Below are 13,390 nucleotides of genomic sequence, written 5' to 3'. Positions count from 1 at the left end.
CGCCCGGGGGACGCGCCGGGCGAGTGCGGGCAGGGACGCCGATCAGCAGTAGGTGTAGAACCCCTCTATCACGGTAACGGTCCGCTGGTCCGCGCAGGATGACGGCGTGCTCGGGTCGGTGGGCTGCTCGCCCTCCAGCAGGCGCTCCGCCGCCTCGATCACGGCGAAGGTGTCCTCGGCAAGCATGTTCTGCGACAACGCAGTTCTCCTCTCGGGGAAAGTGGACCGCCGGCCTGCCGCCGGATGCGGGTCGCGCCGGAGGTCCGAACTGGCCGTGACGCTACGGCAGCGGGAGCCGGGACAGTTGTGCGTCCGTGCACGGGAAATGTCCCAGAAGAGAAACTGAACTGACGATCTATCGGTCGATCGGCCCGAGGCGGGAGGTGAGTTGACCGGATACTCGGAGGCGTCGGCTTCGCGGGGAATGGATGGGCGAAACGCTGGTCGGGCGCGAGCACGACGTGAGGTGGCTCGGCGGGCTCCTGGCCGATCTCCAAGGCGCTGGCGGGGTATAGGTGCTGGGAGGCCAGGGAGGACCAGGGGGCGGTGGCTGCGCGCCGCCGGGCCGTCGGCCCGTTGGATCAGAGGCTGAAGCGGGTGCGGTGGGTGATGGGAATCAGGTCGGTGTACTCGGGGTGCTTGATCATCCAGTCGCGGATGAAGGGGCAGTAGGGCAGGACGGCGAGCTGGTGCTCGCGGGCCGCGTCCAGGGCGGTGCGGGCCAGCCGGCTGCCGAGTCCGCGGCCCTCAAAACGGGGGTCGATTCCGGTGTGGATGAAGGCGATCTCGTTGCCGGAGCGGTGGTACTCGGCGAAGCCGGCGAGTTCGCCGTCGTCGTGGATCTCGAACCGGGACTTCGCGGTGTTGTCGGTGACGGACTGTTCCATGATTTCCTCCTCGGGTATGGCCGATCGCGGGGTCGTACCCTCGAATTATGGTTCAATGCTCAACATTTTCTCGGGTGGCTAGTTGCGCAGCGACGGCTTCGGCATGCCCCCTGCTCATCGCGGTTCGGCGATGAGCAGGGGGCCGCGCGGGCGGACGGTGGCGGCGGTGGCGTTCTCCCTGACCGGGGTGGCCGTGGCCGGCCTGAGCCGCAGGCGGGCGAGGACGGCTGCGGCGATGACGAGCATCTCGGTCCAGGCGAAGGACTCGCCGACGCACTTGTGATGGCCGGCGCCGAAGGGGATGAACAGCCTGGCTGGGGTGCGATCCGCAGGACGGCGCCAGCGGTCGGGGTCGAATCGCAAGGGGTCGGGGTGGAGCTGGGGGGAGCGGTGCAGTGCGGTCGGGCTGAAGAGGACCTCCGCCCGCGGAGGCAGGAGGATGCCGCCGTAGTGGAGCGGCGCCACCGTCCGGCGCATCAGGATCCAGTTGGGGGTGTGGAGCCGGAGGGTCTCGGTGATCGCGTGCCCCGTGCGTTCCAGGTGCGGCAGGTCGTCCGGGGACACGGCGCCGTTGGCAGCGACGGCGCGCACCTCCTCGCTCAGCTCGTCCTGCAGGTCCTGGTGCTGGGCGAGTTCGTGGAAGAGCCAGGCGAGGGTGGTGGCGGTCGTCTCGGTGCCGGCCAGGAGCAGCGAGACCGCTTCGTCCCGTACCTGGGCCGGTGCCATGGCGAGGCCGGTCTGCTCGTCTCGGGTGGTCAGCAGCAGGGAGAGCAGCGTGTCGTCCGGGCCCTGGTGTTGGCCGGTGGCCTGTGTGACGATCTCGTCCACGACGGCGCGCAGGTCCCGGACCGCTGTGTCGAAGCGCCGGTTGGCCGGCACGGGCAGCTTCTCCAGCAGCGGTGAGGGGTAGAGCGCCCGTTGGACGAATCCGGTGAGGACCACGGGCACGGCCCGGTCGATCCGGGCTTTCTGGGCGAGGTTCAAGTGGGTGGCGAACAGCGCCTCGGCCACGATGTCCCGGGCGAGTTCGTGCATGCGTGGCTCGATCGGTGCGGCCCGTCCGGGCTCCCAGCGGGACACCGCCGCCGCTGCCAGTCGCGCGGTCGACGTGGCGTACCGGCGGATGCTGTCGCGGTGGAAGGCCGGCTGGACCAGCCGCCGCTGGCGGAGGTGGAACGCGCCCTCGGAGACGAACAGACCGTTGCCCAGCACGCCGCGGGCCTTGTCGAAGACGAAGCCCTTCTCGGTCTTCGCGGCGTCCTTGACGAGCAGCCGGTGGACGAGTTCGGGATCGGTGAGCACGTGAACCGGCCTGCGCCACAGGTGGATCCGCACCACCGGCCCATGGTCGGCCAGTGACTGCAGGAAGGGCACGGGGCGGGTCAGCAGCGGGAGCAGGTGTCCGAGCAGGGGCAGGCGGCCCGGCGCACGCGGCGCGGCGTCGGCCTGGGGGGCGTCCTGGCGCATCAGTGCCTCGCCGGAGGTGTCGGCACGTCGAACCGGGAGCTGCTGCGGGACCAGTCGATGTGCCCGCGCAGCCACAGCCCGAGGCTCCGGGCGTACGCGGAGGCCGCGTTACTGCCGCCCGCGTGGATGGTCCGGCTCAGCTCGACGAACGCGCGCATCTCGGCGTCACGCAGGGCGACGGCCGACTGCCGGGCCTCGGCCGGCGAGCAGCGGTGGTGGCGGGCCAGGACCTCGACCAGGTTGTGGTGGCCCTGGCCGCCCGCGGTCTCCTTGGCGTGGGAGTACAGGTCGTTGTCCCAGCTCACCAGGTTCGCCGTGAGGTCCCTGAGCCTGCGCAGCGACGGGCCGTCCGCCTCCGCGGCCGGGACTTCGTAGCCGGCCGCGACGTCGACCAGGGCGAGGCAGGTGTACGTCGCCCCGGCGTGCCTGCGCATCGCCACGTATTCGGACAGGCCCGGGACCGTGCCCGCCTCGCGGTTGGCGGCCTCCCACACCTGGGCGGAGAGGTAGTCGCGGACCGTGCACTCCCAGCGGAACAGCTGTGACGGCGAGGCCTGCGCGGCGACCCGGTCCCGGATCTCCCGCAGGGCCGGCGCATAGGCGCCGACCGGTCCGGACACCTCGCCGCTGGGCGGCTCGGGGTCGATCACCCGGGCGAGCAGAGCGGTCGTGCGGGCCAACGGCCCGGGGCGGGAGCCGCGTTCACGGTCCTCGCAGTACCCGTCGTCGAAGGCGAAGAGCCACACGTACCAGTCGGACAGCAGGCGCAGCATCTCGGCGGAGACCTCGGGGTTGGTCCGCGCGGCCAGGTGACCGCTGCGCTGGCGCCCGATCCGGTCCGACTGCCGCAGCTGTCCGTCCAGCAGCCGGTGGCGCGCCAGCCAGTCCAGGCTCTGCCGGTCGGCCTGCTCGGCGTGGGAGTTCGTCAGGGAGGGGAAGGGGCACCATAAGCCGTCCGAGAGGTTGCGTGGTTGCCCGTCGCGGAGATCGGTCATTGTTCTGTCGGCCCTTCCTCTGGTTGGGGTCGCGGCCGGCTTTCCGTGCCCCCGGGATGACCGCGTGGGGCCGCCCGGCCTGCGGGGAGGCCGAAACTAGTTCGGTTCGGGGCAGGGCTGTGGACTGCGCGCGCATCCGTAGTTGCCTCCCGGCGCACCGCCGGCCGCCTCGCAACGCTTCGCCTCGCGCCGCCCGGATCTCCGGGCAGTTCGCTGTGCGGCGCGGGCCATGGGCTTCCCAGTGGGGCCGTCTTCTGATGGATCGCCATCGCAGTGCCTTGCGCACTCCCCGGTGGGCGCGGGCGACGAGGCTTGCTTGCGGGAGAGCGGCGATGCCGGACCAGCCTGAACAGCCGGCCGAACGACCCGCCAGGGCGCGGCAGTCAGATGATCCAAGGCGTCGACGCGGCACCGCGCCAATCTGGTTGCGCGCGTGCGGGACCTCGGCGGCGGGGGGCAGTCGGATGGGCGTGCGGGTGACGACGGCGTCGGTGGCAGACGGCGAGAAGGCGGCCTTTGGGGCTCCTGTGCCTGCCTTCAGCGTATGGAAGCGCACCCTGATGGTCGAAAACACCGTGGTCGAGGGTGCCCGCTGGGACGAATCGGAACAGTGTGTGGTCGTGTCGGTACGGCCTGACGCGCGGCGGCGTGGGCGGTGCGGGCTGTGCCGGCGCTCGCGCCAGTGCCGGCCGAGGTCCGGGGACAGTGTTCCGGTCAGTGGCGGATGTCGACGCGGATCCGATTCGTTCCGCGTTCGCGGCCGTGCTCCCCGCCGCGGCTGGCCGCGACGGCGGCGAAACCGCCCCGCGGCCAGCCTCGGACAACGGCCGCGACGCCGCCACGAACCGCCGGCTGGAGGACCTCCTCGCCGCCCCACCATCTGCCTCGGAGGTGTCAGGTCCAGGGACTGCCTGAGCTCGCGGTGCCCGCACCCGATCGACGGCTGCCTCACCCGGACCGGTCTGAACATGAACGACTGACCCCAGCCGCCACCGACATCACGAATTCAAGTTCAGTAATACCCGATTGGCCCACTTGGATTGCCGGCCCCAGTGGAATGCGTCGATCATAATCGTGCAACGCTCCCGGGCCGGAATGCTTCGCCGTCACCCCGAGAGGAGCGTCCTCGCGCATGTCAGCCAGCGCGTAGCGCGCCTCGGCCTGCCGTCGGTGAACGGGTCAGAACGCCGACGGCTGCGCGACCAACAGCATGAAAGGAAGCGCTCGGTATGGCGAATGCGGAACTCAGGAAGGTCCTTATCACGGGAGCGGGCACCGGCTTCGGGTTCGAAGCCGCCATGCGCCTGGCCGAGAAGGGCTTCGACGTGATCGCCGGGGTGGAGATCTACGCCCAGGTGCAGACATTGAAGTGGCAGGCAGTCGAGCGCGGAGTCAAGCTTCAGGTCGAAAAGCTCGACGTCACGAACGACGGTGACCGTCGAAAGGCCCTCAGCTGGGGTGTGGAAATCCTCGTAAACAATGCCGGTGTCGGCGAAGGCGGCTCCACAGTTGACATTCCCGAGTCGAACATTCGGCACCAGTTCGAGGTCAACGTCACGGGGCCCCTGGTCCTTACGCAGGGGATCGCCAAGCAGATGATCAAGCGTGGGGCAGGCCGCATCGTCTGGGTTTCTTCGCGGGAGGGCCTGAACGTCAACCCGTTCACTGGCATCTACTCCGCCTCCAAGCACGCAGTCGAGGCCATCGCCGAGACGATGGCCTACGAGCTGCAGGAGCACAACATCGAAGTCGCCACGGTCAACCCCGGGCCCTTCCTGACCGGGTTCAACGACCGCATGTTCCAGACCTGGGAGAGCTGGGAGGATGACCCGTCCCAGCGGCTCTTCGACTACTCCAAGCTCTCCTTCCCCCGCGCGCAGTTCGACCCTGAAGCGGTCTATGCGACCTTGACGGCCGTCGCTGCCGGCGAGGTCGACAGTTACCGAAATTTGGAGCCCAAGTTGATGCTTGAAGAAACCAGGCATCTTCAGGAGGTTCCGTGGGAGCGCAAGATCACGGACGGCCTTGGGACCCGGCACCCGTCCATCCAGCATTCCTACGAAATGAAGCCGGAGACTCCTGTCGCCAAGTGACCCCCACTCCTCAGGTGATCGCGAGCAGAAGAGACTCCTGGTTTGCGTCGGCGGTCGCGCACCGCCCATTCTCCGCTGCTGTAAGGGCGTTCGTACCCGAGGATGGTCGTCGCATTTGCTTGGCGGCACGCTCGGGACCCGGCAGCCGGTTGCCCCGAACGATGACGTCAACCTGGGGAAGTCCAGCAACGTCAGTTTCCCGACTGCTGTGCACATGGCCTCCGCGTAGGAGGTCGAGACAAAGTGACGGATCGTCTGATCGGTCACGGTCTGCGATGTCATGGAGTTCTCGACGCCTCGTGATCCCGATGGAAGACCATGCCTTCCGCCGTATCATCACCGGTCCCGCCTGCTCTTAACCGACTCCGCAACCGAGTCCCGCCGGATTGCGACCTGAACCGCTTTCGCTGGTATCAGATTCCTCCAACCTTCAGAGGCGCTCTCTCATGGCCAAGATCCTTTTCGTGATGACCGGAGCAAGCTACTGGACGCTCAGGGACGGTCACCGGCACCCGACCGGCTACTGGGCTGAGGAGTTCACAAGTCCGTACAGCGTGTTCACCGGGGCCCGCCACGAGGTCACCATCGCCACCCCGGGTGGTGTCGTACCCGTCTGCGACACCATGAGCCTGCGACCCCGCTTCACAGGGGGAGAAGATGCATCCGTGAAGCAGGAAGGCATCATCGAGGAGGCTGAGCAGCTTCGCCACGCCATCCCGATCAAGGACGTGGACCTCCATGACTACAACGCGGTCTACTACCCGGGAGGCCACGGCCCCATGGAGGACCTCTGGTGCGATGCTGATTCCGGGCTGCTACTGAGGAGGGCCCTCGCGTCCGGCAAACCGCTCGGCCTCGTCTGCCATGCCCCGGCGGCACTGCTCGCCACCCGGGACGAGAAAGGTAACACGCCGTTTTCCGACTACCGCGTCACCGGCTTCACGAACGACGAGGAGGCGGGCGTCGGCTTCGCCGACAAGGCCAAGTGGCTCATGGAGGACGAGGTCAGAAACCTTTCCACAGACTACTCGCGCGGCCCGATGTGGGAGTCATACACGGTGGTTGACCGCAACCTGTACACCGGACAGAATCCGGCGTCCTCTGGCCCCCTGGCTACGATCATGCTCAAAAGCCTCTCGTAGGGATCACGCGCGGAGCGCGCCGCACATACCTGCGGATCGCCGCCACCTGGCCCTGGCGCTCAAGCGCGAGAGGCTGGTCTTCCGCGATCTGGCCCACAGCCTGCCTGTGGGGGATCTGACAGGAATCCCGCGGCCGGTCCCCGCCGACCTGCCGGCCGGCTTGCTCGACCAGGGCGCGACCGCATTCGCACGGCTCGCCATCGCCCCGGCCGCCGTCCACGCGGTCCCCGCCGCCGAGATCCGCACCGCGCTCGCCGCCGACCTGGATCTCGCCCGCGGAACCCTTGACCTGCGCCGCGGGCTGCGGCGGCACACCCTCTACCTGGAGGAGCTCACCCACCGTCTTGCCGCCGACCGGCTGGCCTACCGCCACCAGCGCTGGCCCACCAGCGCAATCCCCACCTGCTGGTTACCCAGAAGACCGCCCTCGATCCGGACCACCCGGCCGTGCACCGGATGACCATGCAGGGGGTCCTGCCCAACGGGCCGACCCTCGACAGGCTCCGCCAGGACCGCATCCTCGACGAAGCCTTCGCCACCGGGGACCCGCTCAGGCTCGTGAGGCTCTTCGGTATCACCGAAGCGACCGCCATGCGCTACGTCACCGCCGCCTACCCGGAGCGCACCACCAAGCTGCCGCGCTGACGCACCTCGGAGCTTGAGGAACATCCAGGGCGCATCGTGATCCGATTGGCGCCTGGACTCCGGTCTCACGCCTGACAGTGAGCCGGCGTCTTCACCATGTCGGCGGTCAACCCCGCCCGCCGATCATCCGACAGGGCGAGGAGCGCATCATGCCGGTGGACGAAGGCTTGACCGGGCGGGGGAACCAGCCGGGGGCGGGCGGACGTGTCCGTACGGGCCGGCGCAATCGGGTGCGGCCGGACGGCGAGCTCGTGGCCGACCCGGGGCGGGGGCTGTTCTGGGGGAACCGGGGCGCGCTGCTCGGCGCCGGCGGCCAGCCGACACGCAAGCCGTCGACGCGGGCCTGGGTCTGCTGCGTGCTGGAGTTCAAGGACTGGTGGCGGGTTCAGTGGCAGCCGGGCCGGCTGACGGAGCTGTACTTTCTCGACGAGGCCACGGCCCTTGCCGCCGGCCACCGGCCGTGCGGGCTGTGCCGCGTCCCGGACTACCGGCGGTTCCAGCGCAGCTGGGCCGACGCCCTGGGAGGCGGCCTTCCCGGCGCGCCGGAGATGGACGGCAGGCTGCAGGCGGACCGGCGAACGCCCGACGGGCGCCAGCGCACCTTCCGGGCGGCGGCCGGCGACCTGCCGGACGGCGCGTTCATCCGCCTGGACGGCGAGGCCGGGCTGATGCGGCTGGGGCGCTGGCGGCCCTGGTCGATGGCCGGGTACGACGCGGCGCGGGCGGTCGCCCCGGACCTTCGGGTGGAGGTGCTCACCCCCGCGGTGACAGTGCAGGTGCTGGCCGCCGGGTACGCGCCCGTCCTGCACCCGTCCGCCGGATGAACGGGAGCGGCTGCGGCTGAGGCCCGCGCCGGGCACGTTCCCACCGGGTCGGTTGCTGCCGGGTCCCGCCGGGAGGCGCGGGTTCTGCCCGGGCCGCCGCCGTGCGAGTCTGCCTGCGCGCTCGTCCTCGGCGGCGGTAGGCCAGGGTCCACGGTCCCGGCGGGTGAAATTCGGATCTCACATTCACGGCACCCGCACCGTCTTCCAGGTGAGACAGCAGGTGGAGAAGGCGGCCGGGCACGGCGACGACCCGAAGACCGAGCGGAGGCCGCCGGACTTGGAGGAGGGCAGTGCCGGCCGCGACCGGCCGGCTGTTTCGGGAGCTCGAACACATCGGTTCGGATTCAAGGTCTACGGCAGGGCGAGGATGAGGGAACCATTCGAGAAGGCGGTCGAGCAGCACGGCGCGACCGTGCTGCGGGTGTGCCGGGCGCTGCTGGGGACACACGACGCCGACGACGCCTGGTCGGAGACGTTCCTGGCGGCGATGCGGGCTTGGCCGGGGCTGCCGGAGACGGCGAACGTGGAGGCGTGGCTGGTGACGATCGCCCGGCACAAGGCGATCGACGTGCTGCGCGCCGCCGGACGCCAGCCGCTGCCGGCCGAGGAATTGCCGGAGGCGCCCAGCTCGTTGGGCGTTCCGGGCGCCGAGGACGGGGAGCTGTGGGAGATGGTGGGGCGCCTTCCGGGCAAGCAGCGGCAGGCGGTCACGTTCCGCTACCTGGCCGGGATGTCGTACGACGAGATCGCGGCGGTCCTGGGCGGGAACACCGTGGCGGCACGCCGGGCGGCGGCGGACGGTCTGAAGAATCTACGAAAACACTATCCGGGCGCGACCTCGAGAGGAGCATCTACATGAGCGGCACCCGATCCCACGATGACGTCCTGAGCATGCTGTCGGCTCCCGTCGACGCCGGGACCCTGGCCCGGCTGCACCGCCGGCTGGAGGCCGAGGCCCAGGCCGCCGCCCTGGTCGACATCGCCTACACCGTCGTCGACTCCCCGGTCGGCCCTCTGCTGCTGGCCGCCACCGACCGGGGCCTGATCCGCGTCGCCTACGCGGTCGAGAACCACGACCAGGTCCTGCAGACCCTGGCCGACAAGGTCAGCCCGCGCATCCTGCGCGCCCCCGGCCGACTGGACACCGCCGCCCGGGAGATCGACGAGTACTTCGACCACCGCCGCCAGGCGTTCGACCTGCCGCTGGATCTGTCCCTGTCCAAGGGCTTCCGGCAGCTGGTCCAGCAACACCTGCCGGAGATCGGCTACGGCCAGACCCGCAGCTACCGCCAGGTCGCCGAACTGGTCGGCAGCCCCAAGGCCGTTCGGGCGGTCGGCACGGCCTGCGCCACCAACCCGCTGCCGGTGGTCGTCCCCTGCCACCGGGTGCTGCGCTCCGACGGCACCCTCGGCGGCTACATCGGCGGCCTGGAGGCCAAGACCGCCCTGCTGGAACTGGAGGCCGCGGCATGACCGCCACCACCGTCACCAAGACCAGGACGACGACGAGGAAGACGGCTCCCGGCGCGGATGTCCCCGCCGGAGCCGGGCCGTGGGCCGGCCGGGCCGAGGCCGCCGACTGGGACGCGGTGGCCGCCGAACTCGACGCGTTCGGAGGCGCGCTGCTGCCCCAGCTGCTCACCCCCGACGAGGCCGCCCGGCTCCGGGACCTGTACGAGCGGCCCGAGCTGTTCCGCTCCACCGTCGACATGGCCCGCCACCGGTTCGGGTCCGGCGAGTACAAGTACTTCCACGCCCCCTACCCCGAGCCGGTCGAACAGCTCAAGCAGGCCCTGTACCCGCGGCTGCTGCCCATCGCCCGCACCTGGTGGGAACGGCTCGGCCGGACCGCGCCGTGGCCGGACACCCTGGACGAGTGGCTGCAGATGTGCCACGCGGCCGGGCAGTCCAAGTCCACCGCGATCCTGCTGCGTTACGGCGCCGGGGACTGGAACGCGTTGCACCGTGACCTGTACGGCGACCTGGTGTTCCCGCTCCAGGTCGTGATCAACCTGGACCGGCCCGGCACCGACCACACGGGCGGGGAGTTCCTGCTGGTCGAGCAGCGCCCCCGCGCCCAGTCCCGCGGCACCGCCACCCTGCTCCCGCAGGGCCACGGCTACGTGTTCACCACCCGCGACCGGCCCGTGCGTTCCGCGCGCGGCTGGTCCGCCGCGCCGGTCCGGCACGGCGTCTCGGCGATCCGCTCAGGGCGCCGGCACACCCTGGCCCTGGTCTTCCACGACGCCGCCTAGCGTCCCCGGCGGCCGCCGGCCTGTCCGCGTTCACCGGCCCGTACGGCCGCTCCTGCCGCCCGGCTCCCAGGGGCGGCCGGGCCCTGGGGAAGAGCTGCGGCCCGCCGGTGCTGAGGGCCGCCGCCGGGGCCGGTGCCGCGGCGGCCGGATACCGGCCGGGCGCGGTGTGCCGCCCGGACCCCTTGCAGGCAGTGGAAGGGCGTTGACGAGGAAGGCATCCCATGGACCCCCTGACCAGCCCCCTGCTGGCCGATCCCCCGCCGCCGGGCCCCGACCTGGCGGTCACCGACACCGAAGTCGCCGTGCTGGTCCAGCTGGCCCAGGCGCGCGGCGCGCGGAGCATCGCCGTCGGCTCCGGCCGGACCCCGGCCGCACTGGCCGCCGCCGACGCGATCACCCGGGCCTGGCAGGCCGCCGGCGGCGTCGTGGCCGCCACGACCACCTGGCCGGAGACCGCAGCCTCCTGGCTGCGCCAGGCCCGCCACTTCGCCGACGCGCCGGCCGACGTGTGGGTGATGACCGGCCCGGAGACCGGCTGGGCCCAGGTGGCCCGGCGGCTGCTGTGGTCCACGTCCTGGCGGCCCGACCGCACCCTGGCCACCGCCGCCATCGGCAGCCCCGCCACACTGGCCCTGGTCGGCGCCCGGCAGCTGTCCGGCCTGACCGGAGCCTGCGCGAACGGCGCCACCTGGACCGTCACAGACGGCGGCGGCCTCACGGTCACCGGCCCCGGAGCACCACGATGACGGCGCTGTTCGACCTGCCGGAGATGCCGTGCGAGGCGGTCAGCCCCGCCCCCGGGGCACACCTGCTGCCCGGCTGACTCACCCTGGCCCAGCAGGCGTGGCTCGACGGCCAGTACACCCCCGACGCGGCGCTGGTGAACATCTACGCCACCGGCGCCCACCTGGACATGCACCAGGACCACAACGAACTCAGCCGGGCGCCGGTGGCGTCGCTGTCGATCGGCGACGCCTGCACCTTCCCCTTCGGCAACACCGCCACCCGCACCAAGCCCTACACCGACCTGCTCCTGCTCTCCGGCGACCTGTTCGTCTTCGGCGGCCAGTCCCGTCTGGCCTACCACGGCGTGCCTCGCATCCACCCCGACACCACCCCGGCCGGCTGCGACCTGGCTGCCGGCCGCGTCAGCATCACCCTGCGCATGACCGGCACGGCCGCCCCTCCGGACAAACCCGCGCCCCGATGAGTACGACTGCCCCGAGCGCCGCACCCCCGGGGGAGTTTCCGCCCATCTCGTCATCGCGTCTCACGTTTCAGGGCGCCCGCGCGTCTTCACCACAGACAGGCAGCAGGTGCAGACGGGAGATCGACATGGACGTCCGACACGCCTACGTGGACAGCCCGGTGGGACCGCTCCTGGTCATCGCCGGCGACGACGCTCTGGTCGGGCTGTACTTTCCGGGCTACCGGTACACGCCCCGGCCTACGGCGTGGGGCCGGCGCGCCGACATCCCGGCCGACCCGGTCCTGGCGCAGGCCCGCAGTGAACTCGACGAGTACTTCGCCGGACAGCGGCAGGTGTTCGACGTTCCGGCGGTGACGAACGGTGACGAATTCGAGGAACAGGTCTGGGCGCAGCTGCGCGAGATCCCGTACGGCGTGCGGATCACCTACGGCGACATCGCGGTCGAGCTGGGCAGCAAGGGGTTCGCTCAGTCCGTGGGCCAGGCCGTGGGGCGCAACCCGGTGAGCATCGTCATCCCCTGCCACCGGGTGGTGGGCGCGGGCGGCAAGCTCACCGGATTCGGCGGCGGGCTGGAGCGCAAGCAACTCCTGTTGGACCTGGAGGAGCCGGCCGAGTCCCGGGCCCGACGGCTGTTCTAGCCGCGACCCCACAACTCACCCGCCCTCTTGAAGAACAGCGAGGAATCTTCCCCGATGGCCAGCGACACCGCCCCCGTCCCCAAGCATCCCGCCGACCCCGGGGCCGTGGTCGGCGAGGACGGGCTTGCCCGCCCCGCCTGGGCCAGCACCGATCCGCTGCTCCGCCAGTACTACGACACCGAGTGGGGCATGCCCGTGCGCGACGAACGCGGCCTGTACGAACGCATCAGCCTGGAAGCCTTCCAGGCCGGGCTGTCGTGGGCGACGATCCTGCGCAAGCGACCGGCGTTCCGCGCCGCGTTCGACGACTTCGACCCCGACCGGGTCGCCCGCTACGGCGACACCGACGTCGAACGCCTCATGGCCGACGCCGACATCGTCCGCAACCGCGCGAAGATCCTCGCGGCCGTGACCAACGCCCAGGCGACCGTCCGGCTGCGCGAACACGGCGGCCTGGCCGACTTCGTGTGGCGGTTCAAGCCGCTCGACACCCCCAGGCCGCGCACGTTCGCCGAGATCCCCACCACCTCCCCCGAATCGCGGGCCCTGTCCAAAGCACTTCGCGCGCAAGGGTTCGCATTCGTCGGCCCGACCACCATGCACGCCCTGATGGAAGCCATCGGCATCATCGACACCCACCTGCTGGACTCCCACCGCCGCGGCTCCTCCGGAATCTGGCCGGCATGACCCCCACCACCCGGCGCCCCTGCCCGGTGGGGCCGTTCGACCACCACACAGTCCTGGCCACCCTCACCGCCCACCGCATCGAAGGACTGCACGCGATCGACCCCGAACACGCCGTCCTGCAACGCTGGACCGACATCGACAACCACCCCGTCGCCGTCACACTGCACCTCCACGCCACAGGCGTCACCGTGAGGACCCGCGACGGCTCCCGCACTCTGGACCAGACGGACCGCGAGCGGTTACGCAGATGGTTCGACCTCGACGCCGACATCGCCGCGATCGACGCCGCGTTCGCCGAAGACCCCGTCCTGGGCCCGCTGGTGACCGAACGCCCGGGGGTGCGGATCACCCGGTTCCACAGCGCGTACGAAGCCGCGCTGTTCACCGTCATCGGGCAGCAGGTGTCCCTGGCCGCCGCCCGGCTGTTCGGTTCACGGCTGATCGCCGCCTACTACGGCAGTTGTAGATCGTGATCTTGTCCATGGGCGGCCGGCCATCGCGATGCTGAGACTCGCTCGACGGGCCTCTATCCCGCCGATCCACCTGC

17 protein-coding genes are annotated in these 13,390 nt (G+C 70.8%); 13 read left to right on the top strand and 4 right to left on the bottom strand.

Annotated elements, in window-relative coordinates; all coding sequences use genetic code 11:
• Positions 1–42: 42 nt before the first annotated feature.
• The 4 genes from ACFU7Y_RS26155 to ACFU7Y_RS26140 all read right to left on the bottom strand — a co-directional run bounded on the left by ACFU7Y_RS26155 (position 43) and on the right by ACFU7Y_RS26140 (position 3,349).
• Positions 43–198 carry a hypothetical protein gene (locus ACFU7Y_RS26155; protein ID WP_224276171.1) on the bottom strand — a complete coding sequence of 52 codons (156 nt, stop codon included), beginning with the start codon at positions 196–198 and terminating at the stop codon, positions 43–45.
• Between the two features lie 383 nt (positions 199–581).
• The gene (locus tag ACFU7Y_RS26150; protein ID WP_380769830.1) at positions 582–887 is read right to left on the bottom strand and encodes a GNAT family N-acetyltransferase; all 306 of its coding nucleotides are present in this window, start codon (positions 885–887) and stop codon (positions 582–584) included.
• Between the two features lie 114 nt (positions 888–1,001).
• A complete protein-coding gene (locus tag ACFU7Y_RS26145) occupies positions 1,002–2,429 on the bottom strand; it encodes a cytochrome P450 (RefSeq protein WP_224276175.1) in 1,428 nt (475 codons plus the stop codon).
• The gene (locus tag ACFU7Y_RS26140) at positions 2,354–3,349 is read right to left on the bottom strand and encodes a hypothetical protein (protein WP_380769829.1); all 996 of its coding nucleotides are present in this window, start codon (positions 3,347–3,349) and stop codon (positions 2,354–2,356) included. The genes ACFU7Y_RS26145 and ACFU7Y_RS26140 overlap by 76 nt, the downstream gene beginning before the upstream one ends.
• Before the next feature lie 1,229 nt (positions 3,350–4,578).
• Between ACFU7Y_RS26140 and ACFU7Y_RS26135 the strand changes: the two genes are divergently transcribed.
• The 13 genes from ACFU7Y_RS26135 to ACFU7Y_RS26075 all read left to right on the top strand — a co-directional run bounded on the left by ACFU7Y_RS26135 (position 4,579) and on the right by ACFU7Y_RS26075 (position 13,316).
• Positions 4,579–5,442 (top strand): SDR family oxidoreductase, encoded by an 864-nt coding sequence (locus tag ACFU7Y_RS26135; protein ID WP_380769828.1) that lies wholly within the window; start codon positions 4,579–4,581, stop codon positions 5,440–5,442.
• Between the two features lie 446 nt (positions 5,443–5,888).
• Positions 5,889–6,584, top strand: a complete 696-nt coding sequence (locus ACFU7Y_RS26130; RefSeq protein ID WP_380769826.1) for a type 1 glutamine amidotransferase domain-containing protein — start codon at positions 5,889–5,891, stop codon at positions 6,582–6,584.
• A gap of 106 nt (positions 6,585–6,690) precedes the next feature.
• On the top strand, positions 6,691–7,044 hold the full coding sequence (locus ACFU7Y_RS26125) for a hypothetical protein (RefSeq protein ID WP_380769825.1): 354 nt from the start codon (positions 6,691–6,693) through the stop codon (positions 7,042–7,044).
• Entirely contained in the window at positions 7,041–7,229 is a 189-nt protein-coding gene (locus ACFU7Y_RS26120) for a hypothetical protein (protein WP_224276184.1), read from the top strand. The genes ACFU7Y_RS26125 and ACFU7Y_RS26120 overlap by 4 nt, the downstream gene beginning before the upstream one ends.
• A 149-nt stretch (positions 7,230–7,378) precedes the next feature.
• A complete protein-coding gene (locus tag ACFU7Y_RS26115) occupies positions 7,379–8,053 on the top strand; it encodes a hypothetical protein (protein WP_380769824.1) in 675 nt (224 codons plus the stop codon).
• Between the two features lie 367 nt (positions 8,054–8,420).
• A complete protein-coding gene (locus ACFU7Y_RS26110; RefSeq protein WP_263454569.1) occupies positions 8,421–8,912 on the top strand; it encodes a sigma-70 family RNA polymerase sigma factor in 492 nt (163 codons plus the stop codon).
• Entirely contained in the window at positions 8,909–9,526 is a 618-nt protein-coding gene (locus ACFU7Y_RS26105; protein ID WP_224276190.1) for a methylated-DNA--[protein]-cysteine S-methyltransferase, read from the top strand. The genes ACFU7Y_RS26110 and ACFU7Y_RS26105 overlap by 4 nt, the downstream gene beginning before the upstream one ends.
• Entirely contained in the window at positions 9,523–10,308 is a 786-nt protein-coding gene (locus tag ACFU7Y_RS26100; RefSeq protein WP_224276192.1) for a 2OG-Fe(II) oxygenase, read from the top strand. The genes ACFU7Y_RS26105 and ACFU7Y_RS26100 overlap by 4 nt, the downstream gene beginning before the upstream one ends.
• 221 nt (positions 10,309–10,529) lie before the next feature.
• Positions 10,530–11,054, top strand: a complete 525-nt coding sequence (locus tag ACFU7Y_RS26095; RefSeq protein ID WP_380769823.1) for a hypothetical protein — start codon at positions 10,530–10,532, stop codon at positions 11,052–11,054.
• 83 nt (positions 11,055–11,137) lie between these two features.
• Positions 11,138–11,518, top strand: a complete 381-nt coding sequence (locus tag ACFU7Y_RS26090) for an alpha-ketoglutarate-dependent dioxygenase AlkB (RefSeq protein ID WP_380769831.1) — start codon at positions 11,138–11,140, stop codon at positions 11,516–11,518.
• A 125-nt stretch (positions 11,519–11,643) separates the two neighbouring features.
• Positions 11,644–12,156 (top strand): methylated-DNA--[protein]-cysteine S-methyltransferase, encoded by a 513-nt coding sequence (locus ACFU7Y_RS26085; protein WP_224285032.1) that lies wholly within the window; start codon positions 11,644–11,646, stop codon positions 12,154–12,156.
• A 54-nt stretch (positions 12,157–12,210) separates the two neighbouring features.
• Positions 12,211–12,843, top strand: coding sequence for a DNA-3-methyladenine glycosylase I (locus ACFU7Y_RS26080; RefSeq protein ID WP_224285033.1), 633 nt, complete (start codon positions 12,211–12,213; stop codon positions 12,841–12,843).
• Positions 12,840–13,316 carry an AlkA N-terminal domain-containing protein gene (locus ACFU7Y_RS26075; protein ID WP_380769822.1) on the top strand — a complete coding sequence of 159 codons (477 nt, stop codon included), beginning with the start codon at positions 12,840–12,842 and terminating at the stop codon, positions 13,314–13,316. The genes ACFU7Y_RS26080 and ACFU7Y_RS26075 overlap by 4 nt, the downstream gene beginning before the upstream one ends.
• The last annotated feature ends 74 nt before the right edge of the window (positions 13,317–13,390 follow it).

The sequence above is a fragment of the Kitasatospora sp. NPDC057542 genome, assembly GCF_042801945.1.
Lineage (GTDB): Bacteria > Actinomycetota > Actinomycetes > Streptomycetales > Streptomycetaceae > Kitasatospora.
The sequence above is the reverse complement of the archived record's forward strand: the minus strand, read 5'-3'. Positions and strand labels throughout refer to the sequence as shown.

Coding starts and splice junctions, on each gene's coding strand:
- ACFU7Y_RS26095 (WP_380769823.1), top strand. CDS start 10,530: ATGGACCCCCTGACCAGCCCCCTGCTGGCCGATCCCCCGCCGCCGGGC.
- ACFU7Y_RS26135 (WP_380769828.1), top strand. CDS start 4,579: ATGGCGAATGCGGAACTCAGGAAGGTCCTTATCACGGGAGCGGGCACC.
- ACFU7Y_RS26150 (WP_380769830.1), bottom strand. CDS start 887: ATGGAACAGTCCGTCACCGACAACACCGCGAAGTCCCGGTTCGAGATC.
- ACFU7Y_RS26085 (WP_224285032.1), top strand. CDS start 11,644: ATGGACGTCCGACACGCCTACGTGGACAGCCCGGTGGGACCGCTCCTG.
- ACFU7Y_RS26120 (WP_224276184.1), top strand. CDS start 7,041: ATGACCATGCAGGGGGTCCTGCCCAACGGGCCGACCCTCGACAGGCTC.
- ACFU7Y_RS26130 (WP_380769826.1), top strand. CDS start 5,889: ATGGCCAAGATCCTTTTCGTGATGACCGGAGCAAGCTACTGGACGCTC.
- ACFU7Y_RS26115 (WP_380769824.1), top strand. CDS start 7,379: ATGCCGGTGGACGAAGGCTTGACCGGGCGGGGGAACCAGCCGGGGGCG.
- ACFU7Y_RS26080 (WP_224285033.1), top strand. CDS start 12,211: ATGGCCAGCGACACCGCCCCCGTCCCCAAGCATCCCGCCGACCCCGGG.
- ACFU7Y_RS26105 (WP_224276190.1), top strand. CDS start 8,909: ATGAGCGGCACCCGATCCCACGATGACGTCCTGAGCATGCTGTCGGCT.
- ACFU7Y_RS26075 (WP_380769822.1), top strand. CDS start 12,840: ATGACCCCCACCACCCGGCGCCCCTGCCCGGTGGGGCCGTTCGACCAC.
- ACFU7Y_RS26100 (WP_224276192.1), top strand. CDS start 9,523: ATGACCGCCACCACCGTCACCAAGACCAGGACGACGACGAGGAAGACG.
- ACFU7Y_RS26110 (WP_263454569.1), top strand. CDS start 8,421: ATGAGGGAACCATTCGAGAAGGCGGTCGAGCAGCACGGCGCGACCGTG.
- ACFU7Y_RS26140 (WP_380769829.1), bottom strand. CDS start 3,349: ATGACCGATCTCCGCGACGGGCAACCACGCAACCTCTCGGACGGCTTA.